Consider the following 12750-nt stretch of genomic DNA (forward strand, 5'->3'; position numbering starts at 1 on the left):
GATCAATGTCCAAGTTCGTACAATCAACTGTCCGATATTGAACACCCATACTATCTTATTAAAATACAATAAAAATAAACGGTAAAAAATGCAGATAAGACCAGGGTTGTACGCCATCGTACATGAAGTGTCCGCTATCGAACACCGAACAGCAACACAAACAAAATAAACAACTAAAAATCAACAGGTTAAATTATTGGCACAGCTTTCATAGTTACATAGCAAATTGATATTAAATTATGGACAGACCTTTAGAAAAGAAGAAGTGGAATAGCAAACGTATCATGACCATTGTAGGGATTGCTGGCATCGTTGGATTAATCGGCGCTAGTTTTTACTTTACCTCGGGCAAAAGCAAGCTAAATGTAGAAGCGGACCGTATCTCTATTGTCGAAATAAAAATGGTAACTTTCAGGAATTCATTCCAATCAATGGTACAGTGCTTCCAATCAGCAGCATCTATCTCGATGCTTCTGTAGGTGGCCGTGTAGAGGAAAAATTTGTTGAAGATGGTACTGTCTTAAAAAAGGTGATCCGATTATGCGTCTATCAATACAGATCAGGAACTCACGTTAGTTCAACAGGAAACACAAGTATTGAACCTTTTGACACAGTCGCAGATCGCGCAGACCAATGCCCAACAAGCAACTATTACCAACCGCAACCAGATGGCAGATGTCGAACAGGCTTTTAGAGAAGCCGAGCGTATCTATAACTTAAACAGAAAATTACTCGCGGAAAAAGCCATTGGCACACAGGAATTTGAAAAATCAAAAACGAATATAATTATCAAAAGGAACGGGTCAATCTAACGAAACAGATTCTAAAACAAGACGAGATCTCCAACGCTCAAAAAACCAATCAAGATAAACAGACTTACCAACGTACACAAAGTGCGTTGGAATTAATGAAACGAAAAATTGGTGACCTCATCGTACGGGCACCTGTCGATGGTCAGTTAACCGCTTTTGATGCCGAAATCGGACAAAACAAAAATGCGGGTGAACGTTTGGGGCAGATTGACGTACTGACCGGATTTAAAGTGCGTGCTGATATTGACGAGCATTATATCAACCGTATTTTCCCAGATCTTCAGGGCGAATTTTCCATTGGTGACAAAACCTACAAGCTTCGCATTAAAAGGTATACACACAGGTAACCAATGGCCGGTTCCAGGTCGATATGGAATTTATCAATGAAGTGCCCAAAGGAATCCGTCGTGGACAGACTTTACAGATACGTCTCGCTTTAAGTGATGAAACGAAAGCATTGTTATTAGCTAAAGGCGGTTTCTATCAACAGACTGGCGGCAACTGGATCTTCAAACTCGATAAGAATGGAAATACAGCCTATCGTGTCGACATCCAATTGGGCAGACAGAATCCGGAATATTATGAAGTGATCAAAGGATTGCAACCTGGAGACAAGGTAGTCGTATCAAGCTACGAGACCTATGATAAAGTACAGGAATTAAGTATCAAGAGGTAAATTTGAATAAGCAACACCAATTACGCAATACCACGATGATAAAGAACTTTATAAAAACAGCCTTTCGTAACCTTTGGAAAACCAAAGGGTACAGCTTTCTCAATATTTTTGGGTTAGCGATCGGCATTGCAGCGGCATCCTTGATCTTTTTATGGGTAGAAAATCAGTTAAGCTATAATGATAACTTCCCCAACAAAAAGGATATCTATATCGTCAAGTCAAAACAGACCTATGATGGTGCAACCTTTGTGTTCGAATCAACCCCGGCCCCTAGCGCAAAATATAGCGAAAGAGATTCCGGGCATTAAACATGCCGTACGCATGACATGGATTAGCCCAATGTTATTCTCTGTTGGTGACAACAATTTATTTCAGAATGGACTATATGCGGACGCGACCGTTGCCGACGTACTTTCGCTGGAATTTACGGAGGGGGATCGTAAGACCGCATTTGACAAAGTAGATAACATCATTTTATCAGAATCTGGAGCGAAAAAATTATTTGGTAGTCAACCAGCTCTAGGCAAAACAGTGAAGACCAATAACAAAGACCTTTACATCGTTTCAGCCATTACAAAAGACCTCCCTAAAAACAGCAGTTATAATTTTCAATGGTTAATTCCCTTCAAAAATTTGAGTCTAGCCAAGACTGGCTGACCAGATGGGACAATAATGGTATCCAGACTTTGATCCAGGTTGAAGACAATACAAACGTTGATCAAATCAACAAACAGCTCATGAACTATGTCAAAAACAGAACCAATGGTGAGGTTACTTTTTCACAAAATTTCCTCTATCCAATGGAAAGATGGGTTACACATAACCGTTTTGATAACAGTGGAAATGAAATAGAAGGAAGTTTAAAAAATATTCGTCTGTTCAGCATTATTGCTTGGATCGTTTTGCTAATTGCCTGTATCAATTTTATGAATCTTGCTACCGCCAGATCCGAAAAAGGGCAAAAGAAGTCGGTATGCGCAAAGTTGTTGGTGCAAGTCGTCAATCGTTGATTGGACAATTTCTCGCAGAATCATTGGTCCTAGCCACTATTTCCTCATTAGTTGCTATTTTATTGGTCTATATTTGTATTCGGCCATTTAATACCATGATTGGCCAAGACCTTCAGGTCGATTTATTCAAACCGATGCATCTTGCCTTTGTCATCACAATTACTTTAATATGCGGGCTATTTGCAGGAAGTTATCCCGCATTCTTTCTGTCTGCTTTCAAGCCACTATCGACTATCAAAGGAGCGAAGCAGAAAGCTGGCACCGGAAGTCTTATCCGCAAGGGATTGGTTGTGCTACAGTATACCGCATCGGTTGTACTGATCATTTGTACGATTATCATTTATCAGCAAATACAACATAACAAAAATAAAGACCTGGGTTTTGACAAGAGCCAGGTATTAACCACAGCATTACAAGGGGACATGGCCAAACATCTTCCCTGATCAAAAACCAGCTCATCGCAACCGGGCTAGTGGAGCAAGTTGGTGTCAGTGATGTGAGTATTCTCAACATTTATAATAACACTTCTGGTTTTAATTGGGAAGGAAAAGATCCCAACAAGAGTATTCTGATCGGAATGTTGCGTGCAGATGAGGGCTTAGTACCAGCATTAGATCTTAAAATGTTTGATGGAAGAAACTTCCACGCCAACTTACTAGGAGATAGCACGTCGGTTCTTATTAATGAAACCCTTGCTAAATTAATCCGCAAAGATGGTCATGTAGTGGGTAGTATCCTTAATTACGGCGAAGAAAATTACACGATTGCCGGAGTCGTCAAAAACTTTGTTTATAACAACGTATATGCCGATCCAGATCCCATGTTATTTATTCCCTTAATCAGAGAGAGCGGTCTATTGAATATCCGAACAAAAGCAGGTATTGACCTGCCACAAGCTATTCAGCAAATTGAAAAGATTATTGTAAAAAATAATCCCGGATTTCCTTTCGATTACAAATTTTTGGATGAAACCTTCAATAGCAAATTTCAGGCTGAACTTTTTATACAACAGCTATCCAGCGTATTTGCCATCATATCGATTATTATTTCATGCTTAGGCCTATTTGGTTTAGCTGCCTTTGCGACAGAACAACGTGCCAAAGAGATCAGTATACGCAAAGTCCTCGGTGCTTCCGTTTCCGGTCTTATTCAGATGCTCAATCGCGAATTTATTATCCTTATTGGTATCTCCTGTATCATTGCATTCCCGATTGCGTGGATTTTCATGCACAAATGGCTCGCAGACTATGCACATCATATTACTATTTCTTGGACAGTCTTTGTACTGAGTGGCCTATCTGCAATAATTATAGCCTTATTAACGATTAGCTCACAAGCTTTTAAAGCAGCGATAGCCAATCCGACCAAGACACTCAGAGACGAATAAACAGAAAAATAAACAATTTAAAAGAATAGAATTAAACAGAATAATAACCGCCTAAAGCGATTGCCGAGGGCCCAAAACATAAAACCATGAGCGCAAAAAATATGATTAAAATAACCAATCTTCAAAAGTATTACCGTACGGAAGAAGTTGAGACTGTCGCATTGAACAATTTGAATATTCACGTAAAAGAAGGTGAATTTGTTGCCGTGATGGGCCCTTCTGGTTGTGGCAAATCAACTTTACTGAATATAATCGGACTATTGGATGATCTGGATGAAGGGAGCTATTTATTCAACGAGATCGAAGTGGCCAAATTTAAGGAACGTGGCCGTTCGGATCTGCGTAAGCACAATATCGGTTTCGTATTCCAGAGTTTTAATCTGATTGATGAGCTGACGGTATTTGAAAACGTGGAACTTCCTCTTGTCTATACCAATGTCCCTGCAGCCGAACGTAAGAAACGTGTCGAAGAAGTGCTAGAGAAGGTACAAATCATGCACCGTCGCAACCACTTTCCGCAACAGCTTTCCGGGGACAGCAACAGCGTGTGGCCGTTGCCCGTGCTGTCGTCAATAATCCCAAATTAATTCTTGCCGATGAGCCTACGGGTAATCTGGACTCCAACAATGGTAACGAAGTGATGCAGCTCTTAACTGAACTGAACGAAGCTGGCACAACCATCGTCATGGTAACCCACAGTGAACATGACGCCAAATTTTCGGATCGTGTCATCCGTATGCTGGATGGTCAGGTCATTATGGAAACGACGTCATTAGGATCCTAGCGAAGCTAAGCGACCCATTTTAAGGACAAGAAATGTTCTTAAAAATCTAAAGCGCTTACCTAAACAGGACCAAGAACTACGAAACGAGTTTAAAGTATAAAACGATGAAAGGTTTAAAATTAATTTTGAGACAATGGGGACGTAACCGTCTGTTTACCTTCCTTAATATCATCGGTCTAGCGATCGGGATCAGCGCAAGCTGGATTGTATTTAGAATTGTCAATTACGAATTCAGTTTTAACCAGAATCATCCCGACAAGGAACGGATTTATAAACTTTACTCGGCATTTAAGGAAGGTGAAAATATCCATCGCTTTGATGGGACTCCCTACCCTCTTGGTACTTATCTCGGCACTAATTTAAAAAAGATCTGACCGGATTGGAATTGGTTGCACCTATCGCTAACCGATCATTTGAAAGCATTAAGGTAAAGCGTTCCAACAATGAAACGTTGGAATTCAATGCCCAGGACAAAATTGTCGCAGCCACTACAGACTATTTCAAACTTGTTCCCTATAAATGGATCGTTGGTAATCCAAATACCGCACTTAAAAACAACAATGAAGTTATCCTGACGGGCTCCCGCGCAAAACAATATTTTCCCGATGCAGATTTAAAATCCCTTCTTGGCAAAACAATACAATACGATGATCAGCTTCTTACGGTAACCGGGGTTGTTGCCGACTTAGACTATCCGAGTAGTTTTGTCGACAAAGAATTTATCCGTGTAAAGCCCAATCCGCAGGAAGCAGAAAACTGGGAGAATTCAAGTTCAAATTTCCATGTGTATGTTAAATTAACTGAAAATGGACAGCCTTCACAAGTAATTGCACTAGCAACCAAGAAGTTTCAGGAGATGGTCGGTGAGAAATTTAAACAGCACAATATAACGGCTGGTTATGAGTTAGCACCACTTACGGACTTGCATTTCAATAAATTCATCTTGAACGGAAGTGACAAGCAGGTGTTGTTCGGACTTATAGGTATAGCCGTATTTCTCCTTATACTGGCAAGTATCAATTATATCAACCTGACTACAGCCCGTGTTCCTGCCCGGGCCCGAGAAATTGGTATTCGGAAAACATTAGGAGAACAACCCAGACACCTGACGCGATCCTTTATCAAAGAAACCTTTTTACCTGTCTATTTGGGCTGTTATTCTCCTGGCCATTGGTCAAGATATTTGAACTTACCTTTAGTTCATATCTTCCAGAAAATATAAACGCCTATTCGGATAGTCTACCAGTCTTTATCTTTCTATTGGGACTTATTATCCTATTAACGTTAATTTCCAGTCTGTATCCAGCTTACCTCATCAATAAGGTACATGTCGTAGAAGCCATCAAAATCCATGCAGCAGACAAAATTTCGTTTGGTGGTATTTCGCTCAGAAAGATCCTCATTGTCTTTCAATTTGTAATCGCTCAGGCTTTTGTCGTATTGACAGTGATCATGGGTTTGCAGCTACAACATGCCTTAAATAGCGATGTTGGCTTTCAGGATGATGCTGTTATTACACTCAAACTGCCCTATAAAAAAGCGGAAGATTCCGGCAAAAGTCCATTTCTGTTGAAAGAGCTTCTCCAAAAATATCCTGAAATTGATCAGGTTTCGCTAGGCCACCTCCCAATGAATAACGACCAATGGGGAAATAATATCGTTATGCAGAGCGATACCGGTCAGATCATGGTCAATATGCCTTTTAAATATATCGAAGAAAATTACCTCGATGTATTTAGAATGAAACTACTGGCCGGCCGGGCTCTCAAACTTTCGGATACAACTTCAGGAATACTGGTTAATCAAAAAGCCATTAGTAAATTTGGATTTAAATCCCCTGCGGAGGCCGTTGGAAAAACCGTTTCTGTAAACGATCGTCCAACGACAATTGTCGGCGTACTGGCCGATTTCCACAACTTTAATCTCCACGCCCCATTAGAGCCTCTTGCTATGCAAATATCAACCAACAAGGGCACGCTGCAGAATATTAATATCAAATTAAATGGAGATCCTAAAAAATGGCACCAGGCGATTGCATCCATAAAGACCGAATGGGAAAACGTATATCCAAATGCACCATTTACCTACCAATTTTATGACGAGCGGATCAAGGAACTCTATGAAAAAGACTATCGTTTTTATAAAATAATCAATTTATCAACGTCAATTACCATTTTATTAAGCTGCTTGGGATTGATCGGTTTAGTGACCTTAACTACACATCAGCGGACAAAAGAGATCGGTATCCGAAAAATTTTGGGAAGCACGGTCAGTGGAATTGTACTACTGCTATCAAAAGATTATATCAAACTAATTGTTATCTCGATCCTAATTGCTACACCGATTGCCTGGCTTGCGATTGATAAATGGCTAACCGACTTTGCTTTTAAAATAGAGCTCAGCTGGTGGATGTTTATTATTCCAGCAATAGTGACTATTGGCGTAGCGTTTTTAGCCATGAGCTATCAATCCGTCAGTGCTGCCCGTGCAAATCCAGTAGATAGTTTAAGAGATGAATAAAGAAGCATTTTATAAAAAATAAACCCAATAAAACCGAATTGTAATGAGTAATATGAAATTGATTTTTAGACAACTCTGGCGACATCGTCTTTTTACTTTGCTAAATGTATTGGGACTTGCAATAGGTATAAGCGCCTGTTGCTTTATCTTTCGTATTGTCAATTATGAATTTAGTTTTGACCAACAACATCCAGACAAAGAGCAGATATACAAAGTATTCTCGCATACACAAAGCGAAAAAGAAAGCGGAGATTTTGACGCAGTACCATTTCCCCTTCCTTATTACCTGAAAGAGAACTCGCAAGATGTCGAATTGGTTGTACCTTATTATAATCGTTATTTTGAAATTGTAACACCAGCTTCCAAAAGTGAAACACCCACGGAGTTTGCCCGACAGGAAAAGATTTTTGCAACGACAGCCGACTATTTTAAAATGGTCCCCTACAAATGGCTTGCCGGAAGTCCGCATCAGCTTTTCAAGCTCCAAAATGAAGTTGTTCTTACCGAATCGCGTGCGAAAGCCTATTTCCCAAAACTGCAAAGTCAGGATATTATAGGCAAGACCATTTCTTATGATACGACACAGTTTACTGTATCTGGCATTGTAGAAGACTTAAGTTATCCAAGTACTTTTATTGGTAAGGAATTTATCAAAATACCTGATCAGGATCCGAATTTAAACAATTGGTTGATGCTGATGAACTATTATCAGTTATTCGTCAAAGTCAAATCTGCCGATCATCTTAAAAATCTCGCCAATACCATCGATCAAAAATTAGTGCAGATGAATGGCGAAGAATATAAAAAAGAGAACTATAAGCAAACTACACGTTTTTCACCATTATCTGAGCTGCATTTTAACCCAATTATACAAAATCACAGCAACATCCAGGTACTCTATGGACTTATCGGAATAGCCGCATTTCTACTTGTATTAGCTGCTATCAATTATATCAATCTAAGTACCGCGATGGTACCTATGCGCGCACGATCCATTGGTATACGGAAAACATTGGGGGAACGGGAAGTCTATTTGACCCGAAGCTTTTTAACAGAGACTTTTTGGTCGCACTATTCGCCCTCTTGCTTTCTTGGCCTTTTACAAAAATGATGGAAATACTGTTCAGCGATTTTATCCATTCGGACATCAACATGTACGACGATCAGTTCAATCTGTTGTTATTCATCATTGGGTTACTTGTCTTAATCCATGCTTCGCTGGAATATATCCATCGATATTGATCAACAAAGTAAAATTGATCGAAGTCATGAAAATAAAGAGTTTATCCAATAACTCAAACAAAGGCGTATACCTCCGCAAAGGACTGATTATTTTTCAGTTTATTATCGCTCAAGTTTTCCTTATTGGCACTTTCGTGATCACCATTCAGATCAAGCATATGCTCAAGAGCGATCTGGGATTTACTAAAGATGCTATTGTCACCGTATCAATTCCCAATCGGGCTGCTGATAAAGCGACAACAGATCCATTTGTATTTAAGCAGGCCTTATCCAAATATCCCGAAATCGCCCGTGTCTCCTTGGGCCATTTTCCTATGGATAATAGTTATTGGGGAAATAGAATCCGTAAATATGGCGAAGAGGAAATCAAAAATAGAATCATGCAATACAAGTATGTTGATCAGGATTACATTGACCTCTACGATATAAAACTTCTTGCTGGCCGCAAATTAATGACGTCTGATACGAGTTCGGGGATTATAATCAACCAAAAAGCAATGACCGAACTGGGATATAAAAATGTTGACGAAGCAATCGGACAATCTGTTATCTCCAGAGACAAAAATGTAAAAATTGTAGGTGTTATAGCTAATTTCCACAGCAAAGATCTTCACCAGCAGTTAAATCCTATTGTGATGGAAGTTTCAACCAATAGAGGCCCACTTGGACACATAAATATCCGTCTGGACAATGATCCTAAAAAATGGTCGACTGCCTTGGCGATCCTCGAAAAAGAATGGAAAAGCATTTATCCACATGCCAAATTCAGCTATCGCTTTTATGACCAGGAGATCAAATCTCTTTACGAAACAGATATGCGACTGTCCAAAATTATCAATCTGGCAACAGCAATCACCTTATTGCTGAGCTGCCTTGGTCTCGTTGGTTTAGTTACGATAACAACTGTACAACGCACAAAAGAAATTGGAATCCGCAAAGTATTGGGAAGTACCGTTACGGGTATCATTGGTCTACTTTCTAAAGATTACATCAAACTGATCATTGTTTCAATTTTGGTATCAACACCAATTGCCTGGTGGGCCATACACGAATGGTTGCAGGATATTACATTTAAAATTGAGATACAATGGTGGTTATTTTTATACCCGCGGTACTCACGATAGGGATAGCATTTTTGACATTAAGTTTTCAATCATTGCGGGCCGCGCGTGCAAATCCAGTCAACAGTTTAAGAGATGAATAAAAGAAGCTCAATAGTGATCAGAGAAAGTGATGGGTCTCAATAATGAGCCCATTACAATCTCTATTTAATAAAAAGAGCAAACAGATATAACCAAAATATAAGGTCTAAAATTTCAAAACTAATCCGCATGATTAAAAATTATATTATAACGGCCGTTCGGGAATTGAGCAAAAGAAATTCTACAGCATCATCAATATGGTAGGCTTGGCAATTTGTTTAACGATCTCTACGCTTATTATTTTGTGGGTGCAGGATGAAAAGAGCTTTGATACCTTTCATAAGGATTATGAACAGATCTATTCCGTTAATTCTATACTACAAAACAATGATAAAGAACAAGTTTGGACGACCTCCCCAGCTCCCTTATTCAAGTTTGCACAACAGTTGCCCGAAGTAAAAAATGCGAGTCGGGTAAATCTAGAAGAGAATGCCACATTAGTGGATGACAAAAAAAGCAAACTTATTCGGATATAGATCTAGTCTATGTAGATCAAAACTTTTTCTCTTTTTAATTTCCCCCTACGTGCCGGATCCATCGAAAATTTTCAACAGGATCTCACGGCAATTCTAATTACCCAAAATCTTGCTAAAAAACTCTTTGGTGAAGAAAGTCCGATCGGCAAAAGTATCCGGAAAATAATACCACCTTTGTGGTTCGCGCGATACTACAAGATATTCCCAGAACTCAAGCATTCAATTTGATGCAATTATTCCACTCTCCTTTTATGCCAAACGATTTACTGAAAACGGAGGGAATGGTGAATGGAAAACAATTGATGAAGATCTGGGAAATTTTTATTACAGCAACTACATTCAAGTAAACAAAAATGCAGATCCAACACAGGTTGCTGCAAAAATAACCAATTACTATAAAAAAGCACAAAAAGCAGATGTTACTATACAGTACCGATTGGCCGCTTTAAAAGATATCCATCTCATTAGTCCAGAAGGAAACCAAACCGCACGCCGTACCGTACAGATTTTTTCGGTGATCGCAATTCTCCTGCTCGTTATCGGAGCGGTAAACTATATTAATCTGAGTACGGCGCGTTCGTTGGAAAGAATTAAAACAATCGGCATTAGAAAAGTAATTGGAGCAAGTAAAAAGCAGCTTTTTTTCCAATTTGTAGTAGAATCTGTTATCATCTTTAGTGTAGCACTTATCCTTGCTATTTCATTGGTCTTACTGTTAATCCCAAGTTACAATGAGCTGGCCGGAAAGTCCTTGGCCTTTACCCTGAGTAATCCCGAAATCTGGATCTATCTTACTTGCACCTTATTAGGCACCCTCTCCCTTTCGAGCATATATCCTGCGATCTATCTCGCTTCATTTCAACCGATACAATCGCTAAAAGGACAATCAACACAGCAAGATGGGACGAAGAGGCTTAGGAGATCATTGGTCATTATACAGTTCAGCATTTCCATTATATTGATCATCTGTACGATCGTTATCAGAAATCAACTCTCCTATATGCGTAAGATGGATTTAGGTTATGCTAAAGATCAAGTATTTACAGTTCCGCTCTCAGATGAACACATCAAACACGCAGACGCCATTATATCCGAACTCAAACAGTCTACATCCATAGCCGCAGTCTCACTGTCTGGATTTTATTCCATAATGGATTATGGCAATGCTACTGGCGACATTAGCTGGCCCAATAAAACGACGGAGAATCAAGCTATTGTAGGACGAGCGACCATAGACCAAAACTTTATTCCACTCATGGGAATGAAATTTGTCGCTGGCACCAATTTCACAGGACTTCCATCGGATTCTTCCAGTTATATTATCAATGAAACCTTAGCAAAACAAATGGGACTTAAACCGCCTTATATTGGAGCCCAAATGAGCTTGCATGAAGTTCCTGGCAAAGTAATCGGTATCTTAAAGGATTTCAACTTTAAATCCGTGAAAGAAAAAGTAGGACCAATTGTATTGTGGACACGTCAATTTAAAGGGACATTGTATATCAAATCAAACGCGGATCATATTCCTGAAGCCATCAAGACGATCGAAAAAAATATACAAGGCACATCCTTCCGCAACACCATTTAGTTATAGTTTCATAGATGATCAATTTGACAAAATCTATAAATCTGAAAATCGGACGGCATTTCTTTTTAACCTTTTTGCTGGAGTTGCCATCTTTATTTCTGCTTTGGGTCTTTTTGCATTAAGTACCTATTCAGCCCAAATAAGAATCAAAGAAATTGGCATCCGCAAGGTCCTGGGAGCCTCCGTATTTGGTATTGTCAAGTTACTGAGCCGAGAATTCGTTATACTCGTATTTATTGCTATTCTCATTGCTTCACCGATAGCCTACTATCTTTCAACAAACTGGTTGCAGACGTTTGCGTATAAGATTAATCTCAATGTATTTACCTTTATTCTAGGTAGTATATTATCACTAGGCATTGCCTTATTTACGATTAGCCTGCAAGCAGTCAAAGCAGCATTGGCCAACCGATACATAGTTTAAAAGATGAATAAATAAAATAATGATATGTCAAGCGGTTATCATGTCCCAGAAAAAGATGTAAAGGATGGCCCAGATAAACTTTCATAAAAAAACAGTAACCATGATACAAAATTATATTAAAATAGCCTGGCGCAATATTCTAAAGAATAGAGGTTATGCCACCATAAATATTGTAGGCCTCGCCATTGGTTTGGCTTGCTGCTTATTAATTGTTATTTATGTACAGAATGAACTTTCTTACGATAAATATCATGTCCACAAAGACCGTATTTTCCGCGTTGTACATGATTATAAAGAAGTTGGTAGTACAGAACAACATCAGATCTGGGGAAATGCCCCGATCGGAGAAGCCCTGAAAGCCGATTTCCCAGAAATCGAGAAGATCGTTCAGTTCTCCGGGCAAACGTCCATCCTACTTAAACAAGGAGAAAATAGATTCCAAGAAGAAAATGTATTTTTCATGGATTCTACAGCATTCGATGTATTCAGTTGGAAAATCCTTGCCGGTAATCCGCATACAGCTTTAAAAATGCATATTCTGTTGTATTGACAGAAAGCACAGCTAAAAAGTATTTCGGTGATCAGAACCCTATCGGCAAAACCATTGAAGGAGGATTAGCCGCCGGCCG

The 12750-nt window shown here is 39.3% G+C and carries 19 protein-coding genes and 2 pseudogenes; all 21 read left to right on the forward strand.

Annotation, left to right across the window (positions count from 1 at the left end):
* The first annotated feature begins 239 nt into the window (after window positions 1-239).
* Window positions 240-479 (forward strand): hypothetical protein, encoded by a 240-nt coding sequence (locus KUH03_RS12315; RefSeq protein ID WP_257093695.1) that lies wholly within the window; start codon window positions 240-242, stop codon window positions 477-479.
* Between the two features lie 117 nt (window positions 480-596).
* Complete coding sequence (locus KUH03_RS12320) at window positions 597-812, forward strand: hypothetical protein (RefSeq protein ID WP_257093697.1); 216 nt, start codon at window positions 597-599, stop codon at window positions 810-812.
* A 95-nt stretch (window positions 813-907) separates the two neighbouring features.
* Window positions 908-1159 (forward strand): HlyD family secretion protein, encoded by a 252-nt coding sequence (locus KUH03_RS12325; protein ID WP_257093699.1) that lies wholly within the window; start codon window positions 908-910, stop codon window positions 1157-1159.
* A 23-nt stretch (window positions 1160-1182) separates the two neighbouring features.
* Window positions 1183-1488: an efflux RND transporter periplasmic adaptor subunit gene (locus KUH03_RS12330; protein WP_257093701.1), complete on the forward strand. Its 306-nt coding sequence runs from the start codon at window positions 1183-1185 to the stop codon at window positions 1486-1488.
* 2 nt (window positions 1489-1490) lie between these two features.
* Window positions 1491-1796: an ABC transporter permease gene (locus KUH03_RS12335; protein ID WP_257093702.1), complete on the forward strand. Its 306-nt coding sequence runs from the start codon at window positions 1491-1493 to the stop codon at window positions 1794-1796.
* The gene (locus tag KUH03_RS12340; RefSeq protein WP_373564808.1) at window positions 1723-2145 is read left to right on the forward strand and encodes an ABC transporter permease; all 423 of its coding nucleotides are present in this window, start codon (window positions 1723-1725) and stop codon (window positions 2143-2145) included. The genes KUH03_RS12335 and KUH03_RS12340 overlap by 74 nt, the downstream gene beginning before the upstream one ends.
* Window positions 2100-2498 (forward strand): hypothetical protein, encoded by a 399-nt coding sequence (locus tag KUH03_RS12345; RefSeq protein ID WP_257093706.1) that lies wholly within the window; start codon window positions 2100-2102, stop codon window positions 2496-2498. Before KUH03_RS12340 ends, KUH03_RS12345 begins: the two co-directional genes overlap by 46 nt.
* A complete protein-coding gene (locus KUH03_RS12350; protein ID WP_257093708.1) occupies window positions 2462-2941 on the forward strand; it encodes an FtsX-like permease family protein in 480 nt (159 codons plus the stop codon). Before KUH03_RS12345 ends, KUH03_RS12350 begins: the two co-directional genes overlap by 37 nt.
* A gap of 29 nt (window positions 2942-2970) precedes the next feature.
* Window positions 2971-3885 (forward strand): ABC transporter permease, encoded by a 915-nt coding sequence (locus tag KUH03_RS12355; RefSeq protein ID WP_257093710.1) that lies wholly within the window; start codon window positions 2971-2973, stop codon window positions 3883-3885.
* Between the two features lie 101 nt (window positions 3886-3986).
* Window positions 3987-4669, forward strand: a pseudogene (locus KUH03_RS12360) (ABC transporter ATP-binding protein).
* A gap of 104 nt (window positions 4670-4773) precedes the next feature.
* A complete protein-coding gene (locus KUH03_RS12365; protein ID WP_257093712.1) occupies window positions 4774-5043 on the forward strand; it encodes a hypothetical protein in 270 nt (89 codons plus the stop codon).
* 5 nt (window positions 5044-5048) lie between these two features.
* Window positions 5049-5891, forward strand: a complete 843-nt coding sequence (locus KUH03_RS12370) for an ABC transporter permease (protein ID WP_257093714.1) — start codon at window positions 5049-5051, stop codon at window positions 5889-5891.
* Window positions 5840-7189, forward strand: a complete 1350-nt coding sequence (locus tag KUH03_RS12375; RefSeq protein ID WP_257093716.1) for an ABC transporter permease — start codon at window positions 5840-5842, stop codon at window positions 7187-7189. The genes KUH03_RS12370 and KUH03_RS12375 overlap by 52 nt, the downstream gene beginning before the upstream one ends.
* Before the next feature lie 43 nt (window positions 7190-7232).
* Entirely contained in the window at window positions 7233-8300 is a 1068-nt protein-coding gene (locus KUH03_RS12380) for an ABC transporter permease (RefSeq protein ID WP_257093718.1), read from the forward strand.
* 127 nt (window positions 8301-8427) lie between these two features.
* The gene (locus tag KUH03_RS12385; RefSeq protein WP_257093720.1) at window positions 8428-9555 is read left to right on the forward strand and encodes an ABC transporter permease; all 1128 of its coding nucleotides are present in this window, start codon (window positions 8428-8430) and stop codon (window positions 9553-9555) included.
* A gap of 275 nt (window positions 9556-9830) precedes the next feature.
* A complete protein-coding gene (locus KUH03_RS12390; RefSeq protein ID WP_257093721.1) occupies window positions 9831-10109 on the forward strand; it encodes a hypothetical protein in 279 nt (92 codons plus the stop codon).
* 176 nt (window positions 10110-10285) lie between these two features.
* Window positions 10286-10456: a hypothetical protein gene (locus KUH03_RS12395; protein ID WP_257093723.1), complete on the forward strand. Its 171-nt coding sequence runs from the start codon at window positions 10286-10288 to the stop codon at window positions 10454-10456.
* A gap of 89 nt (window positions 10457-10545) precedes the next feature.
* Window positions 10546-11697: an FtsX-like permease family protein gene (locus KUH03_RS12400; RefSeq protein WP_257093725.1), complete on the forward strand. Its 1152-nt coding sequence runs from the start codon at window positions 10546-10548 to the stop codon at window positions 11695-11697.
* A gap of 31 nt (window positions 11698-11728) precedes the next feature.
* Entirely contained in the window at window positions 11729-12121 is a 393-nt protein-coding gene (locus KUH03_RS12405) for an ABC transporter permease (RefSeq protein ID WP_306429735.1), read from the forward strand.
* Between the two features lie 100 nt (window positions 12122-12221).
* Window positions 12222-12671, forward strand: coding sequence for an ABC transporter permease (locus KUH03_RS12410; protein ID WP_257093729.1), 450 nt, complete (start codon window positions 12222-12224; stop codon window positions 12669-12671).
* Window positions 12668-12748, forward strand: a pseudogene (locus KUH03_RS48555) (hypothetical protein); the annotation flags it as partial. The gene KUH03_RS12410 and the pseudogene KUH03_RS48555, both read left to right, overlap by 4 nt.
* Window positions 12749-12750: the final 2 nt, after the last annotated feature.

It is taken from the genome of Sphingobacterium sp. E70 (assembly GCF_019285695.1).
Classification (GTDB): Bacteria; Bacteroidota; Bacteroidia; order Sphingobacteriales; family Sphingobacteriaceae; genus Sphingobacterium; species Sphingobacterium detergens.

What these genes read in the sequence shown, in the direction of transcription:
- KUH03_RS12315 (WP_257093695.1), top strand. Translation starts at nt 240, where the DNA reads ATGGACAGACCTTTAGAAAAGAAGAAGTGGAATAGCAAACGTATCATG.
- KUH03_RS12325 (WP_257093699.1), top strand. Translation starts at nt 908, where the DNA reads ATGAAACGAAAAATTGGTGACCTCATCGTACGGGCACCTGTCGATGGT.
- KUH03_RS12330 (WP_257093701.1), top strand. Translation starts at nt 1,183, where the DNA reads ATGGAATTTATCAATGAAGTGCCCAAAGGAATCCGTCGTGGACAGACT.
- KUH03_RS12340 (WP_373564808.1), top strand. Translation starts at nt 1,723, where the DNA reads ATGGTGCAACCTTTGTGTTCGAATCAACCCCGGCCCCTAGCGCAAAAT.
- KUH03_RS12345 (WP_257093706.1), top strand. Translation starts at nt 2,100, where the DNA reads ATGGTTAATTCCCTTCAAAAATTTGAGTCTAGCCAAGACTGGCTGACC.
- KUH03_RS12350 (WP_257093708.1), top strand. Translation starts at nt 2,462, where the DNA reads ATGCGCAAAGTTGTTGGTGCAAGTCGTCAATCGTTGATTGGACAATTT.
- KUH03_RS12365 (WP_257093712.1), top strand. Translation starts at nt 4,774, where the DNA reads ATGAAAGGTTTAAAATTAATTTTGAGACAATGGGGACGTAACCGTCTG.
- KUH03_RS12380 (WP_257093718.1), top strand. Translation starts at nt 7,233, where the DNA reads ATGAGTAATATGAAATTGATTTTTAGACAACTCTGGCGACATCGTCTT.
- KUH03_RS12390 (WP_257093721.1), top strand. Translation starts at nt 9,831, where the DNA reads ATGGTAGGCTTGGCAATTTGTTTAACGATCTCTACGCTTATTATTTTG.
- KUH03_RS12410 (WP_257093729.1), top strand. Translation starts at nt 12,222, where the DNA reads ATGATACAAAATTATATTAAAATAGCCTGGCGCAATATTCTAAAGAAT.